The sequence below is a fragment of the Phenylobacterium sp. genome (assembly GCF_041913825.1).
GTDB lineage: Bacteria > Pseudomonadota > Alphaproteobacteria > Caulobacterales > Caulobacteraceae > Phenylobacterium.
On sequence record NZ_JAYSEO010000005.1, the window covers coordinates 188,171 to 210,230 of the forward strand.

19 protein-coding genes are annotated in these 22,060 nt (G+C 70.2%); 14 read left to right on the forward strand and 5 right to left on the reverse strand.

What is annotated here, in order from left to right:
* Positions 1–45: 45 nt before the first annotated feature.
* The 6 genes from ACE3Q8_RS05785 (at position 46) to ACE3Q8_RS05810 (ending at position 5,256) form a co-directional block, all read left to right on the forward strand.
* Positions 46–1,455: a cytochrome ubiquinol oxidase subunit I gene (locus tag ACE3Q8_RS05785; RefSeq protein ID WP_374469299.1), complete on the forward strand. Its 1,410-nt coding sequence runs from the start codon at positions 46–48 to the stop codon at positions 1,453–1,455.
* The gene (gene cydB / locus ACE3Q8_RS05790; RefSeq protein WP_374469300.1) at positions 1,452–2,477 is read left to right on the forward strand and encodes a cytochrome d ubiquinol oxidase subunit II; all 1,026 of its coding nucleotides are present in this window, start codon (positions 1,452–1,454) and stop codon (positions 2,475–2,477) included. Before ACE3Q8_RS05785 ends, cydB begins: the two co-directional genes overlap by 4 nt.
* The gene (locus ACE3Q8_RS05795) at positions 2,461–2,607 is read left to right on the forward strand and encodes a hypothetical protein (protein WP_374469301.1); all 147 of its coding nucleotides are present in this window, start codon (positions 2,461–2,463) and stop codon (positions 2,605–2,607) included. Before cydB ends, ACE3Q8_RS05795 begins: the two co-directional genes overlap by 17 nt.
* Before the next feature lie 81 nt (positions 2,608–2,688).
* Complete coding sequence (gene thiE, locus ACE3Q8_RS05800) at positions 2,689–3,345, forward strand: thiamine phosphate synthase (RefSeq protein ID WP_374469302.1); 657 nt, start codon at positions 2,689–2,691, stop codon at positions 3,343–3,345.
* A 56-nt stretch (positions 3,346–3,401) separates the two neighbouring features.
* Positions 3,402–4,199, forward strand: a complete 798-nt coding sequence (locus tag ACE3Q8_RS05805; protein ID WP_374469303.1) for an inositol monophosphatase family protein — start codon at positions 3,402–3,404, stop codon at positions 4,197–4,199.
* 34 nt (positions 4,200–4,233) lie between these two features.
* Positions 4,234–5,256: a glycerophosphodiester phosphodiesterase gene (locus tag ACE3Q8_RS05810; protein WP_374469304.1), complete on the forward strand. Its 1,023-nt coding sequence runs from the start codon at positions 4,234–4,236 to the stop codon at positions 5,254–5,256.
* Here ACE3Q8_RS05810 and ACE3Q8_RS05815 read toward each other — a convergent pair.
* Positions 5,253–7,097, reverse strand: coding sequence for an ABC transporter transmembrane domain-containing protein (locus tag ACE3Q8_RS05815; RefSeq protein WP_374469305.1), 1,845 nt, complete (start codon positions 7,095–7,097; stop codon positions 5,253–5,255). The two genes, ACE3Q8_RS05810 and ACE3Q8_RS05815, sit on opposite strands and share 4 nt — an antisense overlap.
* A 121-nt stretch (positions 7,098–7,218) precedes the next feature.
* Here ACE3Q8_RS05815 and rpmE point away from each other — a divergent pair, with 121 nt between their 5' ends.
* Complete coding sequence (gene rpmE / locus ACE3Q8_RS05820; protein ID WP_374469306.1) at positions 7,219–7,443, forward strand: 50S ribosomal protein L31; 225 nt, start codon at positions 7,219–7,221, stop codon at positions 7,441–7,443.
* 112 nt (positions 7,444–7,555) lie between these two features.
* Here rpmE and ACE3Q8_RS05825 read toward each other — a convergent pair whose 3' ends face one another.
* Positions 7,556–8,065: a DUF1465 family protein gene (locus ACE3Q8_RS05825; RefSeq protein ID WP_374469307.1), complete on the reverse strand. Its 510-nt coding sequence runs from the start codon at positions 8,063–8,065 to the stop codon at positions 7,556–7,558.
* Between the two features lie 100 nt (positions 8,066–8,165).
* On the reverse strand, positions 8,166–8,372 hold the full coding sequence (locus tag ACE3Q8_RS05830) for a DUF1192 family protein (RefSeq protein WP_374469308.1): 207 nt from the start codon (positions 8,370–8,372) through the stop codon (positions 8,166–8,168).
* Between the two features lie 90 nt (positions 8,373–8,462).
* Here ACE3Q8_RS05830 and ACE3Q8_RS05835 point away from each other — a divergent pair, with 90 nt between their 5' ends.
* The 5 genes from ACE3Q8_RS05835 (at position 8,463) to ACE3Q8_RS05855 (ending at position 15,766) form a co-directional block, all read left to right on the forward strand.
* On the forward strand, positions 8,463–9,449 hold the full coding sequence (locus ACE3Q8_RS05835) for an NAD(P)H-quinone oxidoreductase (RefSeq protein ID WP_374469309.1): 987 nt from the start codon (positions 8,463–8,465) through the stop codon (positions 9,447–9,449).
* Positions 9,450–9,627: 178 nt separating this feature from the next.
* The gene (locus ACE3Q8_RS05840) at positions 9,628–12,159 is read left to right on the forward strand and encodes a TonB-dependent receptor (RefSeq protein WP_374469310.1); all 2,532 of its coding nucleotides are present in this window, start codon (positions 9,628–9,630) and stop codon (positions 12,157–12,159) included.
* A gap of 185 nt (positions 12,160–12,344) precedes the next feature.
* Positions 12,345–13,856 (forward strand): MFS transporter, encoded by a 1,512-nt coding sequence (locus tag ACE3Q8_RS05845; RefSeq protein ID WP_374469311.1) that lies wholly within the window; start codon positions 12,345–12,347, stop codon positions 13,854–13,856.
* A gap of 68 nt (positions 13,857–13,924) precedes the next feature.
* Positions 13,925–15,403 carry an MFS transporter gene (locus ACE3Q8_RS05850; protein ID WP_374469312.1) on the forward strand — a complete coding sequence of 493 codons (1,479 nt, stop codon included), beginning with the start codon at positions 13,925–13,927 and terminating at the stop codon, positions 15,401–15,403.
* A 33-nt stretch (positions 15,404–15,436) separates the two neighbouring features.
* Positions 15,437–15,766 carry a low affinity iron permease family protein gene (locus tag ACE3Q8_RS05855; RefSeq protein WP_374469313.1) on the forward strand — a complete coding sequence of 110 codons (330 nt, stop codon included), beginning with the start codon at positions 15,437–15,439 and terminating at the stop codon, positions 15,764–15,766.
* A gap of 3 nt (positions 15,767–15,769) precedes the next feature.
* Here ACE3Q8_RS05855 and ACE3Q8_RS05860 read toward each other — a convergent pair whose 3' ends face one another.
* Both ACE3Q8_RS05860 and ACE3Q8_RS05865 read right to left on the reverse strand, forming a co-directional pair.
* Positions 15,770–16,999: a TetR/AcrR family transcriptional regulator gene (locus tag ACE3Q8_RS05860; RefSeq protein ID WP_374469314.1), complete on the reverse strand. Its 1,230-nt coding sequence runs from the start codon at positions 16,997–16,999 to the stop codon at positions 15,770–15,772.
* A 67-nt stretch (positions 17,000–17,066) separates the two neighbouring features.
* Positions 17,067–18,506 carry a short-chain fatty acyl-CoA regulator family protein gene (locus ACE3Q8_RS05865; protein WP_374469315.1) on the reverse strand — a complete coding sequence of 480 codons (1,440 nt, stop codon included), beginning with the start codon at positions 18,504–18,506 and terminating at the stop codon, positions 17,067–17,069.
* Positions 18,507–18,661: 155 nt separating this feature from the next.
* On the opposite strand from ACE3Q8_RS05865, the gene ACE3Q8_RS05870 reads away from it, so the two are divergent.
* On the forward strand, positions 18,662–20,260 hold the full coding sequence (locus ACE3Q8_RS05870) for an isocitrate lyase (RefSeq protein WP_374469316.1): 1,599 nt from the start codon (positions 18,662–18,664) through the stop codon (positions 20,258–20,260).
* Between the two features lie 160 nt (positions 20,261–20,420).
* The gene (gene aceB / locus ACE3Q8_RS05875) at positions 20,421–22,019 is read left to right on the forward strand and encodes a malate synthase A (RefSeq protein WP_374469317.1); all 1,599 of its coding nucleotides are present in this window, start codon (positions 20,421–20,423) and stop codon (positions 22,017–22,019) included.
* The last annotated feature ends 41 nt before the right edge of the window (positions 22,020–22,060 follow it).

The window sequence follows — 22,060 nt, forward strand, 5'->3', positions numbered from 1 at the left end:
GGCCGCCTTCGGGAATGAGGCCGGCGCGGCCCCTACGAGGCCAGCATGGACTTTGACGCCCTACTGCTGTCGCGCCTGCAGTTCGCGTTCACGATCGCCTTCCACATCATCTTCCCGAGCTTCACCATCGGCTTGGCCAGTTACCTGGCGGTGCTCGAGGGCCTGTGGCTGGCCACGAAGAATGAGGCGTTCAAGACGCTCTACCTCTTCTGGATCAAGATCTTCGCCCTCTCCTTCGGCATGGGCGTCGTGTCCGGGGTGGTGATGAGCTACCAGTTCGGCACCAACTGGAGCGTCTTCACCGAGGTGGCCTCGCCGGTCATCGGCCCGCTCCTCGCTTTCGAGGTGCTCACCGCCTTCTTCCTGGAGGCGAGCTTCCTGGGCGTGATGCTGTTCGGCTGGAAGAAGGTGGGCCCGGGCCTGCACTTCACCGCCACCACCCTGGTGGCGATCGGCACCATCATCTCCGCCTTCTGGATCATCTCGGCCAATAGCTGGATGCAGGCGCCGGACGGCTTCACCCAGCTCGCCGACGGCACCCTGCGGGCCACCAACTTCTGGGACGTGGTGTTCACCGACACCTTCCCCGAACGCCTGGCGCACATGCTGCTGGCCGCCTTCCTCACCACCGCCCTCGTGGTCGGCGGCGCCTCGGCGTGGCGCCTGCTGAAGAACCGCGCGGACCCGGAATCCAACATCGCGCTGCGCATGGCCATCGGCATGTTCGCCGTCGTCGCCCCGCTGCAGCTCGTGGTCGGCGACCTGTCGGGCAAGGAGGTGCTGGAGGTCCAGCCCGCCAAGCTCGCGGCCATCGAGGCCTTCTGGGAGACCCGCACCGATCAGGCCTTCCACATCGCCGCCTGGCCGGACCGCGCCGCCGAGAAGAACCACTGGGAGATCTCGATCCCCAAGGTCGGCAGTTGGATCGTCGCCGGCCGCTCCGACGCCGAGATCAAGGGCCTGAAGTCGTTCGCCCCGGAGGACCGGCCGCCGGTGGCCATCGTCTTCTGGGCGTTCCGGGTGATGGTCGGGCTGGGGATCGCCATGATCCTGCTGGGCGCCTGGGGGGCCTGGCTGATCTGGAAGGGCGGCGGGCCCGAGAAGCACCCGCTGTTCCTCAAGGCCTCGATCCTGATGGCCCCCACCGGCTTCGTGGCCGTGATCTCCGGCTGGATCGTCGCCGAGGTCGGCCGCCAGCCCTGGGTGGTCTACGGCGTGCTGCGCACCCGCGACGCCGTCTCGCCGGTGGGCGCGGGAGAGGTCTCGGCCTCCCTGCTCGCCTTCATGGTGGTCTACGCCATCGTGTTCAGCGTCGGCGCGCTCTACATCCTGCGGCTGATCGCCGAGGGCCCCAAGCCCGTGCCGGAGCACGACACCCAGCCGCCGCTCAAGCCCCGCCCGCCGGGCTATGCGCTCGGCGCCGCGCCCGACGCGCCCGAGGAGACCGGCCGATGACCCTCGACCTGCCGCTGATCTGGGCCGGCATCATCGCGGTCGCCGTGCTGATGTACGTGATGCTCGACGGCTTCGACCTGGGCGTGGGCATCCTCTTCCCGTTCGCCGGCTCGCCCCAGGAGCGGGACATCATGATGGACTCGGTGGCCCCCGTCTGGGACGGCAACGAGACCTGGCTGGTGCTGGGCGGCGGCGGCCTGCTGGCCGCCTTCCCCTTCGCCTACGCCGCCCTGATGCCGGCGCTCTACATTCCCGTTCTGCTGATGCTGATGGCCCTGATCCTGCGGGGCGTGGCGTTCGAGTTCCGTCTGCGCGGCCGGCGGCGGGGCAAGCGCTTCTGGACCGCCGCCTTCGCCGCCGGCTCCATCGCCGCCACCGTGGCCCAGGGTTTCGTGCTGGGCGGCTTCATCCAGGGCATCACCCTCGCAGACGGCCGCTTCGCCGGCGGGCGGTTCGACTGGCTGACGCCCTACACCCTGCTCGTGGCGGTGGGCCTGGTCGCCGGCTACGCCCTGCTCGGCGCCTGCTGGCTGATCTGGAAGACCGAGGACGAGTTGCATGGCCGAGCCCGCCGTTGGGCGTGGATCTCGGCGGCCGCCACGGCCGGCCTGCTGGCGGCGGTCAGCCTCGCGACCCTGTTCGTCCATCCCCGCGTGGCCAGCCGCTGGGGCTTCGACGGCGGGTCGTTCGATCTCGAACGACTTTTCTTGCTGTCGCCGATCCCGGTGGTCGGCCTCGCTGGCCTGGCCCTGCTGGTGATCGGGCTTCGACGCCGCTCGCACGGCTGGCCGTTCCTGGGCGCCTTCCTGGTGTTCCTCTCCGGCTACCTGGGCCTCGCGGTCGGCTTCTTCCCGAACATCGTGCCCTACGACATGACCTTCCGGCAGGCCGCCTCGGCGGACAACGCGCTGGGCTTCATGCTGGTGGGCGTGCTGATCCTCCTGCCGGCGATCCTCGGCTACACGGCCTGGGTCTACTGGGTGTTCCGCGGCAAGGTCTCGGCCGATGCCGGATATCATTGAGCCCCCGCCCGCACCCGGCCACGCCGCGTCTCCGCTCTGGAAGCGGCTGGCCTGGTTCGTCGGCCTTGCGGTCGCCGGCGCCGGGGCCACCGCGGCGGTGGCCTACGCCCTGCGCGCCGTCCTGCTCTAGGCGGCGGCTGGGCTCCGCATCCGTGCCGGGCGGGCGCAAGCCCGCCCATGACGGCCGCGGAGACTGGTGTATGTAGGCCCCATGCCCGCGCCGCTCTGCCGCCTCTATCTGATCACCCCGCCCCGGCTCGACGACCTCGCCGCCTTCGGCCATGTGCTCGGCCAGGCGCTCGACGCCGGCGACGTGGCCGCCCTGCAGATCCGCCTGAAGGATCAGCCGGACGAGGTGGTCGGCGCGGCCTGCGACGTGCTGATGCCCATCGCGCACGCCCGCGACGTGGCCGTGATCCTGAACGACCGCCCCGACCTGGCCGCCCGCTTCGGCTGCGACGGCGTCCACATCGGCCAGGAGGACGCGCCCTACGCCGAGGCCCGGCGGATCGTCGGCAAGGACCGGATGGTCGGCGTCACCTGCCACGACAGCCGGCACCTGGCCATGGAGGCGGCCGAGGCCGGCGCCGACTACGTCGCCTTCGGGGCCTTCTTCCCGACCACGACCAAGGAGGCCATCGGCCGGCCCGAACCCGAGATCCTGACCATCTGGCAGGAGACCATGGAGACGCCCTGCGTCGCCATCGGCGGCATCAAGCCGGAGAACGCCCGCGTCCTCGCCGCGGCCGGCGCCGACTTCCTCGCGGTCTCGGCCGGCGTCTGGAGCCACGGCGACGGCCCGTCCGCGGCGGTGAAGGCGCTCAACGCCGAGATCGCCGCGGGGCTCGCCGAGCGCGCCTTGCCTTAGAGGGGTGGGACCACTAGGTTCCGCGCCCTCTATCCGCCTCCGAGATCTTTCACACCGTGATTTCCCAATCGGCCCTTCTGAAGGTCATGAGCGACGCCGCGCGCAAGGCGGCCCGCGGCCTCAACCGCGACTTCGGCGAGCTGGCCGAGCTGCAGGTCTCGCGCAAGGCGCCCGCCGACTTCGTCTCCGCCGCCGACCTGCGCGCCGAGCAGACCCTGTTCGAGGCGCTCACCAAGGCCCGTCCCGGCTACGGCTTCCTCGGCGAGGAGCGCGGCATGATCGAGGGCACGGACAAGACCCACACCTGGATCGTCGACCCGCTCGACGGCACCACCAACTTCCTGCACGCCATCCCGCACTTCGCCATCAACATCGCGCTGGAGCGCGAGGGCGTCGTCGTGGCGGCGGTCACCTACAACCCGGCCACCAACGAGCTCTTCTGGGCCGAGAAGGGCAAGGGCTGCTACGTCAACGACAAGCGCCTGCGCGTCGCCGCCCGCCAGCGGCTGGACGAGTCCGTCCTGGCCACCGGCATCCCCTTCCTCGGCCACGGCCAGCACGCCCGGTTCCTGAAGGAGCTGCACCAGATCAGCCAGCGGGTCGCCGGCGTCCGCCGCTTCGGCTCCGCCGCCCTCGACCTCGCCTGGGTCGCCGCCGGCCGCTACGACGGCTACTGGGAGCGGGACCTGAAACCCTGGGACATCGCCGCGGGCGTGCTCATGGTCACCGAGGCGGGGGGCAAGGTCACCGACGCCGACGGCGGCGAGGACATGCTGAAGTCCGGCTCGATCTGCTGCGGCAACCTCGACATCCACCCCCTGCTGCTCGAGCGGCTGCAGGCGGCGGGGAAGTAGGAAAACCGTCACACGAATAGCTAAGGTGGCGGCCATGCTCCTGACCCGCCGCGCCTTCGCCCTGTCCGCCGCCGCGCTCGCCGCCGCCCCGGCGCTCGCCCAGCCCCGCGGCCGGCCGGTCGTCATCGCCCACCGCGGCGCGAGCGGCGAGCGCCCCGAGCACACCCTGATGGCCTATCGGCTGGCGGTCGCCCAGGGCTGCGACTTCATCGAGCCCGACCTCGTACCGACCCGAGATGGCCACCTCGTCGCCCGGCACGAGAACGAGATCGGCGGAACGACCGACGTGGCCTCGCGTCCGGAGTTCGCCGCCCGCAAGGCCACCAAGACCATCGACGGCGAGCCGGTGACCGGCTGGTTCACCGAGGACTTCACGCTCGCCGAGCTGAAGACCCTGAGGGCCCGCGAGCGGCTGCCGCAGCTTCGCCCCGCGAGCGCCCGCTTCGACGGCCAGGAGACCATCCCCACCTTCCAGGAGGTGGTGGACCTGGCGAAGGCGGAGAGCCGCCGCACCGGCCGGACCATCGGCGTCTATCCCGAGATGAAGCACCCGGCCTACTTCCGCGGCCTCGGCCTGCCCCTCGAGGGCCGGGTCGCCGACGCGCTGAAGGCCAACGGCCTCGACAGCCCGACGGCGGCTGTCTTCGTCCAGTGCTTCGAAGTGGAGCCGCTGAAGCGGTTCGGCGAACTATCGCGCGCGCGTCGGGTGATGCTGGTCTCGGACGGCCCGGCGCCGGTGGACGTGAAGACGCCGGAGGGCCTGAAGGCGATCGCCGCCTTCGCCGAAGGCCTTGGCCCCGAGTGGCCCCTGGTGGTCCCGGTGGTCGACGGCGCGCTCGGCGTCCCCACCCCGCTGGTCCGCGACGCGCACGCCGCCGGCCTGGCGGTGCATCCCTGGACGGTGCGGGCCGAGAACCACTTCCTGCCGGCCAGCCTCCGCCGCGCCGGCGGCCCGGCCGGCCACGGCGACGCCACGGCGGTGCTGAAGGCGCTCTACGCGGCGGGTGTCGACGGCGTGTTCAGCGACTTCCCCGGCCTCGCCGTCCAGGCGCGCTAGGCGGCTTCCCCGAACTGCAGGGCGGCGAGCCGGGCGTAGAGTCCGCCCCGGGCCACCAGCTCGGCGTGGCTGCCCTCCTCGACCGCCCGGCCTTCCTCCATGACCACGATGCGGTCGGCCTTGAGCACGGTGGCCAGGCGGTGGGCGATGACCAGGGTCGTGCGGCCCTCCATGGCCCGGTCCAGCGCCTCCTGCACCAGCCGCTCATTCTCCGCGTCCAGCGCGCTGGTGGCTTCGTCCAGCAGCAGGACGGGCGCCTCGCGCACCAGGGCCCGGGCGATCGCCAGCCGCTGCCGCTGACCGCCCGACAGGCTGCGGGCGCGTTCGCCCACCGGAGTGTCGATGCCCTCGGGCAGGGCCTCCAGGAACCCCTCGGCCTGGGCCGCGCGGACCGCCGCCAGGATCGCCTCGGGGCTCGCGTCCTCGCGGCCGAAACGCACGTTGTCGCGGGCCGAGCCGGAGAACAGCGCCGAGTCCTGGGCGACCAGGGCCAGCCTGGCGCGCACCTCGGCCGGATCGGCGTCGCGGAGGTCGACGCCGTCCAGCACCACCCGGCCCTGCTGCGGGTCGTAGAAGCGGAGCAGCAGGCGGAAGACGGTGCTCTTGCCCGAGCCCGACGGGCCGACCAGCGCCACCCGCTCGCCCGGCCGCACGTGCAGGGAGAAGCCCTTCAGCGCCGGCAGGTCCGCGCGGCCCGGATAGGCGAAGGTCACGCCTTCGAACGCCACCTCGCCGCGCGGCCGCGGCAGGGGGAAGGGCTTGGCCGGGGCGGCGATGCCGGGCCTGGCGTCCAGCAGGCCGGCGATGCGCTCCATGGCGCCGGCCGCCTTCTGCACCTCGCCCCAGACCTCGCCTAGGGCGCCGACCGAGCTGCCGGCGGTGACCGCCAGGAAGGCGAACTGGAAGAGCTGGCCCCAGCTCATCTCGCCGCGCAGGCCGGCGCGCACCGCCAGCCAGAAGATGAAGACGATGCCGCCGAAGATCAGGCCGATCACCAGGGCGGTCATCAGCGCGCGGGCGCGCATCCGGATCAGGGAGGTGGCGAAGCTGTCCTCCACCGCCGCCCCGAACCGGGCCGCCGCCGTGCGCTCGCGGCCGAACGCCTGCACGGTCTCCAGCGCGTCCAGGCTCTCGCCGGCCAGCCCGATGGCGGCGGCGAACTTGTCCTGGGTGCTGGTGGTCAGCTTGCGCACCTCGCGCCCGAACAGGAACAGCGGCGCCAGCACCACCGGGAAGACCAGCAGCACCAGGCCGGTGAGCTGCGGGCTCACCACCACCAGCAGGATCAGCGCGCCCACCAGGGTCAGCAGGTTGCGCAGCGCGAAGGAGATCGAGGTCGCCAGCAGGCTCTCGACGATCTGGATGTCGGTGGTCAGGCGCGACAGCACCTCGCCCACTCGCGTCTGCAGGAAGAAGGCCGGGTCGAGCGTCAGGATGTGGCCGTAGACGGCCTTGCGCAGGTCCGCGACGATCCGTTCGCCGAGCTTGGTGACGAAGAAGTAGCGGAGCGCGCTGCCGATCGCGAGGGCCACCGCCACCCCGCCCAGCAGCAGGAACCACGGCGTCACCGAGGCCGGCGTCGGCCGGGTGGCGGTCAGGTGGTCGATCAGCAGCCGAAGGGCCCCGGAGATCCCCAGGGTGGCGGCCGCCGTGAACACCAGGAAGACGCCGGCGAGCACGGCGTCCGAGCGGTGCGCCGCGGCGAAGGGAACCAGCCGGGCGAGCGCCTTCACATTGCGGCTGCGGGGCCGCTTCTGGCCTTCCGTCGCGAGGCTCTGGACCAGTTCGGCGCCGACGCTGGGCCGGCCCTCCGGCTGGGCCTCGGACGACGGATCGCTCATACGCGCTCACACCTTGCAATCGACCCGGGCTTTCGGGTATACGCCCGGCTTCGTTTTCAAAGGCCGCCTTCGCCGGCGGCCTCTTCACTTTGGCCGCTCCTTTACGTCAGGCGCCCGCGCGATGAAACAAGACACTCACCCGGACTACCACTTCATCACGGTCGTGATGACGGACGGCACCAGCTACCAGACCCGCTCCACCTACGGGAAGGAAGGCGCGACGCTGCAGCTGGACATCGATCCGAAGACCCACCCGGCGTGGACCGGCGGCGGTCACCAGCTCCTCGACCGTGGCGGCCGCGTGTCGCGCTTCAACGCCAAGTTCGGCGCCTTCACGCGCAAGTAAGCCGCGCAGGCGCATCGGTCCTGGCGACGGCCGGACCCACGGACTGCAGACGCGAAAACGCCGCGGAGGTCTCCCTCCGCGGCGTTTCTCTTTGGGACATCGGCGCTCGCGGCTAGAAGGCGCCGAGCGCCGTCTTCAGCCGGTCGAGCTGCGAGAGCACCGGGTGCGGCTCCTGGTCGGCCGGCGCCTCCACGTACATCCGGCGGTCCAGGTGGCGGACCCGCTCGTACAGCCGCTCGGAGCGGTCCAGCAGGGTGAGCAGGCCACCCGGAAGGTCCTCGGCCGCCTGCTCCTCGCCGCCGCGGCAGACCTCCTCGGCGGCCAGCCGATAGCGATCCTCGCAGGCCGCACCGGGCTCCATGTCGCCCTCGCGCACCGCCCGCTGCACCAGCAGCCAGGAGGCCACCTGCATCAGCCGGGTGGTCAGCCGCATGCTCTCCGAGGCGTAGGCCAGCGCCGCATTGCGCGACAGCAGCTTGGATTCCTGCCGCCCGGCCCCGTCCAGGTAGGTGGCGGTCTCCTCCACGAGGTCCATGCCCTCCTGGAAGGTCCGCTCGAACAGCTCGGAACGGGCGAAGTCCTGGATCACGTCGGCGCGCCAGGGGGCGGTGAACTCGCTCATCTCTTCCTATTCGCCCTCGAAAGTCCTGCCGCAGGACGGTCCCGGCGGCCGTGCGGTCGGCGTGCAACCGCTGTGCCAGCCATCCTAGCCCAGGTCGGGCTCAAGCGGGACGCGACGAAAAGAGCGCATCGGCCGCGGCCCGGCCGGCCCGCTTGCGGTCGATGTGCGCCCGGACCCGGGCGATCTCGGCTTCGAGCAGCTCGATCCGCTCTTCCAGTTCGACCATGCCATAGAGGTCCAGGTCCTCCCGGACCGCCTCGGCCAGCCGCTGACCGCGCCCGACCCGGATTTCCGCCGGTTCTTCCATCTGCCTCGCGAGCCTCCTTTGCCGGCCCCCGCACTCGGCGCTATCCAACCGTGCGAAGCGCGCGGGCGCAAGATCGGCGGAGACACACCCATGTCAGAAACGAACGGCGAGACCATGGCCGCCATCGCGGTGGAGGGCGGCCGCGGCCCCGCCGAGGCGCTGAAGCCGGTGCGCATCGCGCGTCCCGATCCCGGGCCCGGCCAGATTCTGATCCGGGTGCGCGCCGCCGGCGTGAACCGCCCCGACATCGTCCAGCGCCTGGGGGCCTATCCGCCGCCGCCCGGCGCGCCCGAGACGCTGGGCCTCGAGGTGGCCGGCGAGGTGGTCGCGGGCGCCGGGCGCTGGCAGGCCGGCGATCGGGTCTGCGCCCTGCTGGGCGGCGGCGGCTATGCGGAATATGCCGTGGTCGACGCCCGGCACGCCTTGCCGATCCCCGACGGCCTCGACTTCGTGCAGGCGGCGGGCCTGCCGGAGACGGTGTTCACCGTCTACGCCAACGTCTTCGAGCACGGCGCGCTGAAGGCCGGCGAGACCCTGATGGTGCACGGCGCCACCTCCGGCATCGGCGTCACCGCCATCCAGATGGCCAAGGCGGCGGGCGCCAGGGTGATCGCCACCGCCCGCGGCGCCGACAAGGCCCGCACCGCCCGCGAGCTCGGCGCCGACGTCGCCGTGGACGCGACCGGCGAGGACTTCGCCCAGGCGGCCCGCGCGGCCGGGGGCGCCGACGTGATCCTCGACATGGTCGGCGGCGACTACTTCGCCAAGGACCTGGACGCCCTGAACACCGGCGGCCGGATCGTGTTCATCGCCGCCCAGGGCGGCGGGGAGGTCTCCCTGCCGATCTTCCGGCTGATGCAGAAGCGCGGCGTGGTCACCGGCTCGACGCTCCGCCCCCGCGACGCCGACGAAAAGGCGAGGCTTGCGGCCGAGGTTGAGCGGGTGGTCTGGCCGTGGATCGCCAAGGGCCTCCTACGCCCGCCGGTCGACCGCACCTTCCCTCTGGTCGAGGCCGCCGCGGCCCACGCCCACCTCGAGGCGGGCGGCCACGTCGGCAAGGTGGTCCTCACCGTCTGAGACCAGCGACATACCGTCCCAACGAAAAAGGTCGCCTGTAGGCGCTCTCGGAAACAAATTCGAACACGAGGTATGAAAAAATGGCGCTCGCGTGTTGACGCGGGCGTCAACCAGCCGCACCGTCCCCCCCGAGCGCAACCAATAGCGCCATCAAAAATCACTGGGGGGAGGATCCCACATGCTTCTCAAACGCCAGCTTCTGGCGGCGACCGCGCTCGCCGGTGTGTCGCTCGCAGCCACCCATGCCTTCGCGCAGGACACCAACCTGATCGAGGAGCTGGTCGTCACCGCCGAGAAGCGCGAGCAGTCGCTGCAGGACGTGCCGGTCGCCGTCTCGGCCTTCACCGACGAGCGCCGCGAGACGATCGGCATCAACTCGGTGCAGGACCTTACGAACTTCACGCCGGGTCTGGCCTACGCCACCAACAACGACCGCATCGCCATGCGCGGCATCGGGCGCTTCACCAACAACCGCTCCTCCGAGGGAGGCGTGGCCATGTACAACGACGGTGTCTACACCTCGTCGGTGACGGCCTTCGCCCGCTCCACCCTGTTCATCGAGCGCACCGAGGCTCTCCGCGGGCCGCAGGGCACGCTCTACGGCCGCAACTCCATCGGCGGCGCGCTGAACATCATCTCGAAGCGTCCCACGGACGACTTCTACGCCGAGGTGCGCGGCGGCGTCGGCAACTACGACAGCTGGTTCACCGAAGGCGCCATCTCGGGCCCGCTGGTGGGGAACATCCGCGGCCGCCTCGCCGGCTCCTACAGCTCGCAGGGCGAGGGCTACTTCAAGAACCTCAACCCGAACGGCAAGGATGAGGGCGGCATCGGTGACCAGTGGCAGATCGAAGGCCAGCTGGACGGGAGCCTGGCGGACGAGAAGTTCGAGTGGTTCCTGAAGGTCGACACGGCCGAGTGGCACAATCTCGGCCGCGGCCCGGGCGGCCGGACCACCGCCACCTACGGGATCCGCGACGTGACCTCGCCCTTCCAGGCGACGCTCACCCCCAACGCCGCCACGTTCGGCCTGCCGATCGCCACCCCCGGAAGCCAATGCCAGTTCTGCTTCGACTCTGACGACGGCAACTACATCAGCCTGGAGAACAACGGCTACAACTTCCAGGCCACGCTGCACCTCGACAGCTTCGACGTGAAGTACATCGGGGGCTACAACTACTACGACTATCGTCTGCAGACGGACCTCGACGGCACGTCGCGCTCCACGCCGTTCCTGCTGCCGCTGCCGGCCAGCGCGGCCCCGCTGCCCCTGCCGGCGCAGAACCTGCTCTACTACCCGCGCCGGAACAACCAGTACCAGGAAGAGGTGTGGTGGTTCTCGAACGAGCTGAACCTCGCCTCGACCTATGAGGGTCCGGTGCAGTTCATTCTCGGGCTCTACCAGTTCCGCGAAGGGTCGAACTACACGCTCTCCAACGCGAGCTACGTCGACGATCCGCGCTTCGAACGCCCGACCAACCAGAGCGGGGTGTCCGTGGCGCCGAACCCGGGCCGCCAGTACGGCTATGGCAGCTCCTCGAACGTCAGCGAATCCTACGCCACCTTCGGCCAGGTCGACTGGCAGGCGACCGACGAGTTCAAGGTCACCGCCGGCCTCCGCTACACCTACGACCGGAAGCGCTCGTTCGAGAGCGCGCGGCTGATGTGCTTCTACAGCGCCACCAGCTGCCCGGTCAGCCGGGTCACCGGGCGCCCGGTGGACATCACCGACGCCGCGGCGCCGGGCTACACCGTGGAGAACGGCCGGCGCGTCTACGATCCGGCGGTCTATCTGCTGCCGTACACCGACGCCACCACGGGGCTGCGCCATCGCGGCCTCAAGTACGACTGGAGCGGCATCACGGGGACCCTGGGCGTCGACTGGCAGCCGGACCCGGACACTCTGGCGTACGCCAAGTACACGCGCGGCTACAAGGCGGGCGGCTTCAACTCCGGGACCACCACGCTCACGCCGTCCGTCACGACCCAGGAGGAGACCATCGACGCCTACGAGGTCGGCTACAAGCGGACCTTCGGCGGCAAGCTGCAGGCCAACCTCTCGGCCTTCCTGTACAACTACCAGGACATCCAGATCCCGATCACGGGCCGCAATCCCGACACCGGCCTGAACGTCACCCAGTTCTACAACATGCCGAAGGCGCGGATCGTCGGTTTCGAGGCCGAGACCATCTGGCAGCCGATCGACCACCTGCAGATCCTGGCCAACTACTCCTACCTGAACGCGGAGCTCCGCGAGGCCTGCTGCTTCCTGGATCCTGACGATCCGCTGGGCAGCGCGCCCTCCCGGGCGCAGGACCTCAAGGGCGCCACGCTGCCCTCGTCCACGCCTCACCGGGTGACGGTCAACGCCAACTATACCTGGATGCTCGGCGCGGGCGACCTGACCGCCTCGGCGACCTATGTCTGGCGGGACGACACCTACTACTCGATCTTCAACGAGTACTATAACCGCGCCAAGGCCTGGGAGCAGGTCGACGCCCGCCTGATCTTCAACGACGCCGACGACCGCTTCACCGCCATCGCGTGGGTGAAGAACCTGTTCAAGGCCGAGGGCGTGACCGGCATCGACGGCGAGCGGATCGACACCGGTCCGAACGGCCTCGGCCGGCCCGGCGGCGCGTTCGTGAACCAGACCGTCTCCTACGTGGCCCCGCGCACCTACGGGATCGAGCTTCAGTACCGCTTCTAGGACTCCGGAAGCATCCTCTCATCTCGGGGCGCGTCGTCCGCGGCGCGCCCCTTTTTCTTGTCAGGACTGAAACCGGGTTGGCGTTGACGCCCGCCGATCCGGCCCGCACCGTACCGGCATTTCCAGGGTGGCCGTCAGAGCCGCCGACGAGATTTGCCGCGTCTTTCCGCGGCGGGAGGACATCGATGCTCGCCACTCCGGCCGCCCCCGACGGGCCGCGCCTCGGGCTCGGGGTCAAGCTGGCCTACGCGGTCGGCGCCACGGCCACCAACCTGAAGGTCCGCGCCCTCTCCACCTTCCTGGTGATCTTCTACAACCAGGTGGTGGGGCTGCCGCCGCACACCGTGGGCCTGATCCTCATGATCGCGCTCGTGGTGGACGCGGTCGTCGACCCGCTGGTCGGGCAGATCTCCGACAACTTCCGCTCCAACTGGGGGCGGCGCCACCCGTTCATGCTGGCCGCGGCCCTGCCCTACGCCATCGCCTTCTTCGCCCTCTGGAACCCGCCCACCGGCTGGAGCGACCAGGCGCTCGCCGTCTATCTCGCCGTCTGCGTCATCGCCGTGCGGGTGTTCGACACCTTCTTCGAGCTGCCGCACCAGGCCCTCGCGCCCGAACTGGCGCGCGGCTACGACGAGCGGACCAACCTGCTCTCCATGCGCCACTTCTTCATGGTCGCCGGCGGCCTGGGCATGACCGTGCTGGCCTACCAGGTGTTCCTGCGCGAGCGGCCGGACGGGACCGGCGGCGTGCTCGCCCGCGACGGCTACTTCAGCTACTCGCTCACCGGCGCCCTGATCATCCTGGGGGCGATCCTGGTCTCGGCGCTCGGCACCCTGCGCTGCATCCCGCACCTGCATCAGGCGCCGGTCCGCCGGATCACCCTGCCGGCCATGCTCCGCGAGATGGCGGCCACCCTGAACAACCGGGCCTTCCTGGTCTCCACCCTCGCCGCCCTGCTGATCGCCGTGGCCGTGGGCGCGCGCAACGGCCTCGAGATCTACTTCGGCCTCTACTTCTGGGAGCTCACCCAGGCCCAGCTCGCCACCCTCGCCACCACCAGCGTCATCGGCGGCTTCCTGGGCGTCTTCCTCGCCCCCGTGGTCGGCCGCACCATGGGCAAGAAGTGGGGCGTGATCGCCGTCTTCGGCTCGGCCGTGCTGGTGCACGTCACGCCCGTGTCGCTGAGGCTCCTGGGCCTGGCGCCCGAGAACGGCACGCCCGAACTGCTGGCCCTGCTCTACGGCGAGGAGATCATCAACGCGACTCTGGCCGCCGCCACCGCGGTGCTGCTGTTCGCCATCCTGGCCGACGTGGTCGAGGACGCGGAGGTGAAGACCGGCCGGCGGTCGGAGGGCCTGCTGCTGTCGGCCCAGAACCTGTTCCGCAAGGCGATCTCCGGCCTCGGCGTCTTCATCGCCACCACCGTGCTCACCGTCATCGACTTCCCCGAGAAGGCCGAGCGGGCCCAGGTCCCGCCCGAGGTGCTGCACAGCCTCGGCCTCGCCTACATCCCGACCATCCTTGGCCTCTACGGAACGGCGATCCTGTGCCTGCTGGCCTACAACATCGGCCGCCATCAGCATGAGGAGAACCTTCGCACCCTGGCCGCGCGCCAGGCGGGCGAGGCGCTGCCGGCGGACGCCGCCGATGCGCCCGCCGCCACGCCGGACGCCCCGCTGCCGCTCAAACCCTGACGTGGCGTCCGATTGACGGTGGCCCGGGGCGAGCCCACGCTCGTCCGGACGAGTGGCGGGAGGGGCGCTTGAGCGAGACGAAGCCTGCGGCGCAGCGCCTGAGCCTGACGACTCAGCTCTTCTACGGATCCGGGACCATCGCCTTCGGGGTGAAGGACAACGGCTTCAGCTACTTCCTGCTGATCTTCTACAATCAGGTCATGGGCCTGCCGGCCCAGACCGTCGGCCTGGCCATCATGATCGCCCTGGTGGTCGACGCCTTCATCGACCCCATCGTCGGCCAGGTGTCGGACAACTGGCGCTCCCGCTGGGGCCGGCGCCATCCCTTCATGTACGCCGCGGCGATCCCCGCGGCGGTCAGCTACCTGCTGATCTGGAATCCGCCGGCCGGCTGGGACCACGGCCGGCTCTTCCTCTACCTGATCGTCACCGCCGTCCTGATCCGCAGCTTCATCACCCTCTACGAGATCCCCTCGCAGGCGCTCGCGGCCGAGCTCACCGCCGACTACGACGAGCGCACCCGCCTGCTGAGCTGGCGGATGCTGTTCTCCTGGATCGGCGGCCTGGTGGTCTTCTTCGCCGCCTGGACGGTGTTCCTGCGCCCGACGCCCGAGCACCCGGTGGGCCAGCTCAACCCCGCCGGCTACCACACCTACGGCATCGCCGCGGCGGCGCTGATGTTCGTGGCGATCCTGGTCTCGGCGATCGGCACCCACCGGCAGATCCCGCGCCTGCGGGTCGCGCCGCACCGCGAGGCCACGCTCGGCGTGCTGGTGCGCGAGATGTTCGGCACGCTGGCCAACCGCTCGTTCCTCGCGCTCCTCGGCGCCTACCTGTTCTTCTCCATGGCGGTCGGGCTGGTGTTCTCGATCTCCACCTACATGTCGACCTACTTCTGGGAGTTCTCCACCCGCCAGATCGGCTTCTTCGCCTTCTCCAGCCTGACGGCGGCGGTGATCGCCGCGGCGCTGGCGCCCGCGGTCTCCCGGCGCTTCAACAAGCGCCCCTCCGCCATCGCCATGATCGTCGTCTCGCTGCTGGTCGGCGCCGCGCCCGTGGTGCTGCGCCTGCTCGGCCTGCTGCCCGGCAACGACTGGCCCGCCCTCTACCCGCTGATCTTTGTGCAGAACATCCTGTCCACCGCCATGGGCACGGCCGGCGCGATCCTGATGAACTCCATGATCGCCGACGTGGTGGAGGACTCCGAGCTGCGCACCGGCCGCCGGCAGGAGGGCCTGTTCTTCGCCGCCGCCGCCTTCATCCAGAAGGCGGTCAGCGGGGTCGGCATCTTCGCGTCGGGCCTGTTGCTGGGCTTCGTGCAGTTCCCGCAGGGCGCCCAGCCGGGCGCCGTCGCCCCGGAGATCATCCACCGCCTGGGCGCCACCTACGTGCCGGTGCTGGCGGTGCTCTATGTGGCGGCGCTGAGCTTCCTCACCGGCTACCGCATCAGCCGACGCAGCCATGAGGAGTCGCTGGCCCGCCTCGCCGCCGCGACCGAACTGGCAGAGGCCGGCGAGCCCGCCAGCTCACAGGCGAAGCTTTCCTGAGGAACGGCGTTCGCCGCCCCGCGTTGGCGGCGCATGGCCAAGTTCCTGCAGAAGAACCTGACGCACCTCGGCGTCCTCACCGGCCATCCCATCGCCTTCCTGATCCTGATCGCCTACGTGGCCGGCTGGTGGGTGTTCGAGCGTCACACCCTCGACTTCCACGGCTGGGCGACGATCTTCACCTGGCTGATGACCCTGTTCATCCAGCGCGCCGAGCACCGCGACACCGAAGCCCTCCACGCCAAGCTGGACGAGCTCCTGCGCGCCACCGGCGGGGCGCGCGGCGACCTGGCCGCCATCGACGAGGAGACCGCCGAGGATATCGAGGCGCACCGCGAGGCCTCCCGGCAGACGCCGGGCTGAGCCCTATTTTCCGAAGATGCCCATCAGCAGCGGCCGCGCGAACACCGCCGGCGCCGCCTTCTGGCTGACGCCCGGCACCCAGTAGCCGAGCTCGGCGCCCGCGTTCAGGGTGGCGTTCAGCATCTGGGCGGCGATGAACGGGTCCACCGGGCGGATCGAGCCCTCCGCGATGCCGTCCGAGATCATCGAGGCGAACCGGTCCGAGACGCGGTCGGAGTGCTGCACCATCTGGCGGCGGATCGGCTCCGGCAGCGCGGTCAGCGCCGCGATGCGCAGCAGCGGGCCGTGTTCGGAGAGCTGGTACTCGGCGAGCGCCGCCGCCGCGCTCGACAGCCGCATCCACTGGTCGCCGGGCAGGGCCATGGCCAGCCGCTGGACCCGGGTCATCACCTCGAAGGTCCGCTCGAAGCAGGCGACCACCAGGTCGTCCTTGGCGTCGTTGTGGTGGTAGAAGCTGCCCTTGGTGACGTTCAGCTCGGCGGAGATCTTGTCCACCGAGGCGCCCTTGTAGCCCCGCGAATTGATCAGCCGTGTGGCCGCCAGCAGGAAGGTCTCGCGGCTCATCTCCTGGCGGTCGCGCGGCGCGAGCTCCGAGACCGGGATCGGCGCCGGGCCCCAGGCCGAGCCCTCGCCGGCCATGCCGTTGACCAGGATGTCGTACATCCGGTCGCGCACCCGGCCGTAGTCCTCCGGGTCGTACTTGCCGATCCAGCCCGGCGCCCACAGGAGCTGCTCCAGCAGCATGTGCGCCCGCGCCGAGCGGCGGCCGCGCGTCAGCCACTCCAGGTCCGGCGTCTCGAAGATCTCGCGCAGCTTGCGCCACATGCGCCCGTAGGCCTTGCGCACCTCGCTGCGGCGCGGCTCGTTCAGGGCGCGCACGTCGGACAGCACCGGCAGCGGCGGGGCCTCGCCGACGGCCGCCATCCGCAGGCGGTCCAGATGCAGGGTGAGCAGCCGCTTCAGCCGCGCCTCGCGGGTCGGCTCGAGCAGCGCCTGCTCCATCATCCACTGCAGGGCCTCGATGCCGCGCATCAGACAGGCGGCGGCGAGGTCGTCCTTGCGCTTGAAGTAGTAGGTGACGCTGGTGGTCGAGAGGTCCACCGCGGCCGCGGCGACGCCCAGCGTCAGCCCCTTCACCCCCTTGCGGTTCAGGATCTCGGTGGCGGCGTCGAGGATCGCCTCGCGCTTACGCTCGAAACGGTCGGTGGACCGGACCGCGCTACGCTGAACCATGAGGACTCCCTGCTAGCGGTCTCATTTTGCGCATGTGAAACACGCGCACGCCAGGGGGTACGCCGCGTCAGGTGGAGGCGAAGGGGTACGGGGTGATCGACTTGGTGAAGTCGTCGACGGTCAGGGTCCGGCTGATCGGCTCCGCGGCGCGCTGGGGACAGGCCGGGCGCTCGCAGATCCGGCAGGCCGGGCCGATGCCGGTGGCCGCCGGGTCGCGCAGGTCGAGGCCCCGCGAATAGACGAGCCGCTCGGCGTACTTCAGCTCGCAGCCCATGCCGATGGCGAGGTCGGATTCCTCCGAGGCGAACGGCCGGGCCACCCGCGCCACCGTGCGGGCGATGGTGAAGTAGCGCTGTCCGTCCGGGGTCTCGATGATCTGGGTGATGATCCGGCCGGGCGTGCGGAAGCTCGAGTGGATGTTCCAGCGCGGGCAGGCGCCACCGAACCGCGAGAACGGGAAGGCCGAGCCGGCGAACCGCTTGGAGATGTTCCCGGCGGAATCCACCCGCACCATGAAGAACGGCACGCCCCGCTGGCCTGGCCGGGCGAGCGTCGTCAGCCGGTGGCAGGCCTGCTCGAACGAGACGCCGAAGCGGGCCCGGACCAGCTCGATGTCGTAGGACGTGCGTTCGGCCGCCTCGTAGAAGGCGCCGTAGGGCATCAGGATGGCGGCGGCCAGGTAGTTGGCGAGGCTGACCTTCAGCAGGTTTCGGGTCGGCCGGTCCGGCGGCGCGGCGCGGTCGGCCAGCGCCTCCAGGAGGTCACGGCGCTCCAGGAGGGCGAGCTGGTAGGCCAGGCTGAAGTTCCGCCCGGCGCCGGTCAGCACTTCCGACAGGAACAGCCGCTTGCGGTGATGGTCGAACCTGCGGACGCTTTCCGGCAGCACGTCCACCGGCACCACCCGCACCTGCACGCCGTAGCGCTTGAACAGCCGCTCGCGCGCCGCGCCGGCGAAGTCCTCGCCGGCCGCCTTCAGCTCGCCGGACAGGACGTCGGCGGCCTCCTCGAGGTCGGCGAAATAGTTCTTCTGCGCCTGGATGTAGTCTCGCACCCAGTCCGACGGGGTGACCACCGGCTGGACGAGGGTCCCGTCCTCGGGCCGGCCGACGCCGCCCAGGTCGGCCATCCGCCGCTGGTCGAGATAGGCCCGGTACAGCCGCACGATCGCCTCGGAGACGCCGGGGGCGCTGTCGGCCACCTCGGCGATCTCGTGGCGGGCCACCGCCAGGTCGCGGAACATCTGGTCGGAGAACACCTCCGACAGGCCCGTGGCGCTCGCGCTCTCCGGGTCGGACGACAGGCTCTTGAGGTCGAGGTCGTAGGCCTCGGCCAGCCGTAGCAGAACCTGGGCGGTGACCGGGCGTTGATTGCGCTCCAGGAGGTTCAGGTAGCTCGGCGAGACCCCGAGGTCCTCGGCCATCCGCGTCTGGGTCAGGCCGAGTTCGCGCCGCAGCCGTTTGAGGCGGGCGCCCAGGAACAGCTTCCGGTCGGTGGGGGCGAGCGCCATGGCTGTGTGATTGTCACAGATTTACAAGTTTTACAAGGATCGAGTGTGACACGTACGCCTTTTGCCTCCAAGGCGCCGCTTCGCCCCTTTGTTTTCAAGCGTTAAGTGGCTCGAAGCTTGTCACAGGCAACGGCCTGATCATTCGGAAGAGGCACATGGCGTACCAGGACCACATCATCGAGATGAGCCAGCTCGTCCAGTCGAAGAACGGCACGTGGGACGGGATCGACCCGGAAGCCGTGGCCCGCATGCGCCTGCAGAACCGGTTCAAGACCGGCCTGGAGATCGCCAAGTACACCGCCGACATCATGCGCAAGGACATGGCGGCCTACGACGCCGATCCGACGCAGTACACCCAGTCGCTGGGCTGCTGGCACGGCTTCGTCGCCCAGCAGAAGATGATCGCGGTGAAGCGCCACTTCGGCTCCACCAAGCGCCGCTACATCTACCTGTCGGGCTGGATGATCGCCGCCCTGCGCTCCGAATTCGGCCCGCTGCCCGACCAGTCCATGCACGAGAAGACCTCGGTGCCGGCGCTGATCGAGGAGATCTACACCTTCCTGAAGCAGGCCGACGCCCGTGAGCTCGGCGGCCTGTTCCGCGACCTCGACGCCGCCCGCAAGGCCGGCGACGCGGCCAAGGAGCAGCAGGTGCAGGACAAGATCGACAACTTCGAGACCCACGTGGTCCCGATCATCGCCGACATCGACGCGGGCTTCGGCAACGCCGAAGCGACCTACCTGCTGGCCAAGAAGATGATCGAGGCGGGCGCCTGCGCCATCCAGATCGAGAACCAGGTCTCCGACGAGAAGCAGTGCGGCCACCAGGACGGCAAGGTCACCGTCCCGCACGAGGACTTCATCCAGAAGCTGCGCGCCGTCCGCTACGCCTTCCTCGAGCTCGGCGTCGACAACGGCATCATCGTCGCGCGCACCGACAGCCTGGGCGCCGGCCTGACCAAGCAGATCGCCTTCTCCAAGGAGCCGGGCGACCTGGGCGACCAGTACAACAGCTTCCTCGACTGCGAGGAGATCGACGCGACCCAGGTCGGCAACGGCGACGTGGTGATCACCCGCAACGGCAAGCTGCTGCGTCCGAAGCGCCTGCCCTCCAACCTGTTCCAGTTCCGCGAAGGCACCGGCGTCGACCGTGTGGTCCTCGACTGCATCACCTCGCTGCAGAACGGCGCCGACCTGCTGTGGATCGAGACCGAGAAGCCGCACGTGGAGCAGATCGCCGGCATGGTCGACCGCATCCGCGAGGTCGTGCCGACCGCCAAGCTCGCCTACAACAACAGCCCGTCCTTCAACTGGACCCTGAAGTTCCGCGAGCAGGTGTTCGAGGCCTGGGAGAAGGACGGCAAGGACGTCTCCGCCTACGACAAGGCCCGGCTGATGAGCGCTGAGTACGACGAGACCCCGCTGGGCGTCGAGGCGGACCAGAAGATCCGCAGCTTCCAGGCGGACGCGGCCAAGCGCGCGGGCATCTTCCACCACCTGATCACGCTGCCGACCTACCACACCGCGGCCCTGTCCACCGACAACCTGGCCAAGGAGTACTTCGGCGACGCGGGCATGCTGGGCTACGTCCTGGGCGTCCAGCGGCAGGAAATCCGCAAGGGCCTGCCGGCGGTGAAGCACCAGAACATGTCCGGCTCGGACATCGGCGACGACCACAAGGAGTACTTCGCGGGCGAAGCCGCCCTGAAGGCCGGCGGCGTCCACAACACGATGAACCAGTTCGCGAACGTCTGAGGATCGCGGCGGCCGGGTCGCCCGGCCGCCGCCCCGCTACTCCAAAAGCCCCCCGCCGCGTTTTCTCCGTGACCCTTGGCGGGGGGTTGTTTTTCGGGAGGCCTGACCGGCCTTCCCCGTTCCTGTTCTCGGCCCCCAGCCCCCTCCCTGGAGCCTGCCCATGTCCGTCGATGTCGCCGCCCGCCCCGCCGTCCAGCTCAAGGGGCCCGTCGAGGGCCGCGCCGCCGAGGTGCTCACCCCCGAGGCGCTGGAGTTCCTGGCCGGCCTGCACCGCCGCTTCAACGACCGCCGGCTCGAGCTGCTGGCGCTGCGCGAGGAGCGGCAGACCCGCTTCGACAGCGGCCTGAAGCCCGACTTCCTGCCCGAGACCAAGTCGGTCCGCGACGGCGACTGGAAGGTCGCGCCGATCCCCGCCGACCTGCAGGACCGCCGCGTGGAGATCACCGGTCCGGTCGACCGCAAGATGATCATCAACGCGCTCAACTCCGGCGCGCGGGTGTTCATGGCCGACTTCGAGGACGCCTCCTCGCCCACCTGGCAGAACATGCTGGAGGGCCAGGTCAACCTGAAGGACCGCTGGGCCGGCAAGCTCGGCTTCACCGATCCGACGTCCGGCAAGAGCTATGCGCTGAAGGACAAGGTGGCGACGCTGATCGTCCGTCCGCGCGGCTGGCACCTGCCCGAGGCCCACGCCCTGGTGGACGGCGAGGAGATGAGCGGCTCGCTCTTCGACTTCGGCCTCTACTTCTTCCACAACGCCAAGGCGACGCTCGCCCAGGGGACCGGCCCCTACTTCTACCTGCCGAAGATGGAGAGCCATCTGGAGGCGCGGCTGTGGAACGAGGTGTTCGTCCACGCCCAGGCCGAGCTCGGCGTCCCGAACGGCACGATCAAGGCCACGGTGCTGATCGAGACCCTCCCCGCCGCCTTCGAGATGGACGAGATCCTCTACGAGCTGCGCGACCACATGGCGGGCCTCAACTGCGGCCGCTGGGACTACATCTTCTCGTTCATCAAGCGACTGAAGGCCCAGCCGGACGCGCTGACCCCCGACCGGGGGGTGATGACCATGGGCAGCGCCTTCCTGAACGCCTACTCCCTGAAGCTCATCCAGACCTGCCACCGCCGCGGCGCCTTCGCCATGGGCGGCATGGCGGCCCAGATCCCGGTGAAGGGCGATCCGGCCGCCAACGAGGCCGCCTTCGCCAAGGTCCGCGCCGACAAGGAGCGGGAGGCCGGCAACGGCCACGACGGCACCTGGGTGGCCCACCCGGACCTCGTCCCCGTGGCCATGGAGGTGTTCGACCGGCTGATGCCGACGCCCAACCAGCTCGGCAAGCTGCGCGAGGACGTCACCGTCACCCGCGAGGACCTGCTGCGCGTCCACGAGGGCCAGCGCACCGAGAACGGCCTGCGCGAGAACATCCGCGTCGGGGTCCAGTACATCGAGGCCTGGCTGCGGGGCCGGGGCGCGGTGCCGCTCTACAACCTGATGGAGGACGCCGCCACGGCCGAGATCAGCCGCGCGCAGATCTGGCAGTGGATCCGCCACAAGGCGACGCTCGCCGACGGCCGCGAGGTGACGCCTGAGCTGTTCCGCCAGGTGCTGGACGAGGAGATGGCGGCGCTCCGCCAGACCCTGCCGGCGCAGGCTTTCGACGGCGGCCGCTTCGCCGAGGCCGTGCAGATCTTCACCGACATGAGCCTGTCGGACTCCTTCGAGGAGTTCCTGACCCTTCCGGCTTATCGCGCGCTCTGAACGGCCACCGCCCGCCGTCGAGGGGAGGACGGGCGGACCGT

What these genes read in the sequence shown, in the direction of transcription:
- ACE3Q8_RS05785 (WP_374469299.1), top strand. Translation starts at nt 46, where the DNA reads ATGGACTTTGACGCCCTACTGCTGTCGCGCCTGCAGTTCGCGTTCACG.
- cydB (WP_374469300.1), top strand. Translation starts at nt 1,452, where the DNA reads ATGACCCTCGACCTGCCGCTGATCTGGGCCGGCATCATCGCGGTCGCC.
- ACE3Q8_RS05795 (WP_374469301.1), top strand. Translation starts at nt 2,461, where the DNA reads ATGCCGGATATCATTGAGCCCCCGCCCGCACCCGGCCACGCCGCGTCT.
- thiE (WP_374469302.1), top strand. Translation starts at nt 2,689, where the DNA reads ATGCCCGCGCCGCTCTGCCGCCTCTATCTGATCACCCCGCCCCGGCTC.
- ACE3Q8_RS05810 (WP_374469304.1), top strand. Translation starts at nt 4,234, where the DNA reads ATGCTCCTGACCCGCCGCGCCTTCGCCCTGTCCGCCGCCGCGCTCGCC.
- ACE3Q8_RS05815 (WP_374469305.1), bottom strand. Translation starts at nt 7,097, where the DNA reads ATGAGCGATCCGTCGTCCGAGGCCCAGCCGGAGGGCCGGCCCAGCGTC.
- rpmE (WP_374469306.1), top strand. Translation starts at nt 7,219, where the DNA reads ATGAAACAAGACACTCACCCGGACTACCACTTCATCACGGTCGTGATG.
- ACE3Q8_RS05825 (WP_374469307.1), bottom strand. Translation starts at nt 8,065, where the DNA reads ATGAGCGAGTTCACCGCCCCCTGGCGCGCCGACGTGATCCAGGACTTC.
- ACE3Q8_RS05830 (WP_374469308.1), bottom strand. Translation starts at nt 8,372, where the DNA reads ATGGAAGAACCGGCGGAAATCCGGGTCGGGCGCGGTCAGCGGCTGGCC.
- ACE3Q8_RS05835 (WP_374469309.1), top strand. Translation starts at nt 8,463, where the DNA reads ATGTCAGAAACGAACGGCGAGACCATGGCCGCCATCGCGGTGGAGGGC.
- ACE3Q8_RS05840 (WP_374469310.1), top strand. Translation starts at nt 9,628, where the DNA reads ATGCTTCTCAAACGCCAGCTTCTGGCGGCGACCGCGCTCGCCGGTGTG.
- ACE3Q8_RS05845 (WP_374469311.1), top strand. Translation starts at nt 12,345, where the DNA reads ATGCTCGCCACTCCGGCCGCCCCCGACGGGCCGCGCCTCGGGCTCGGG.
- ACE3Q8_RS05855 (WP_374469313.1), top strand. Translation starts at nt 15,437, where the DNA reads ATGGCCAAGTTCCTGCAGAAGAACCTGACGCACCTCGGCGTCCTCACC.
- ACE3Q8_RS05860 (WP_374469314.1), bottom strand. Translation starts at nt 16,999, where the DNA reads ATGGTTCAGCGTAGCGCGGTCCGGTCCACCGACCGTTTCGAGCGTAAG.
- ACE3Q8_RS05865 (WP_374469315.1), bottom strand. Translation starts at nt 18,506, where the DNA reads ATGGCGCTCGCCCCCACCGACCGGAAGCTGTTCCTGGGCGCCCGCCTC.
- ACE3Q8_RS05870 (WP_374469316.1), top strand. Translation starts at nt 18,662, where the DNA reads ATGGCGTACCAGGACCACATCATCGAGATGAGCCAGCTCGTCCAGTCG.
- aceB (WP_374469317.1), top strand. Translation starts at nt 20,421, where the DNA reads ATGTCCGTCGATGTCGCCGCCCGCCCCGCCGTCCAGCTCAAGGGGCCC.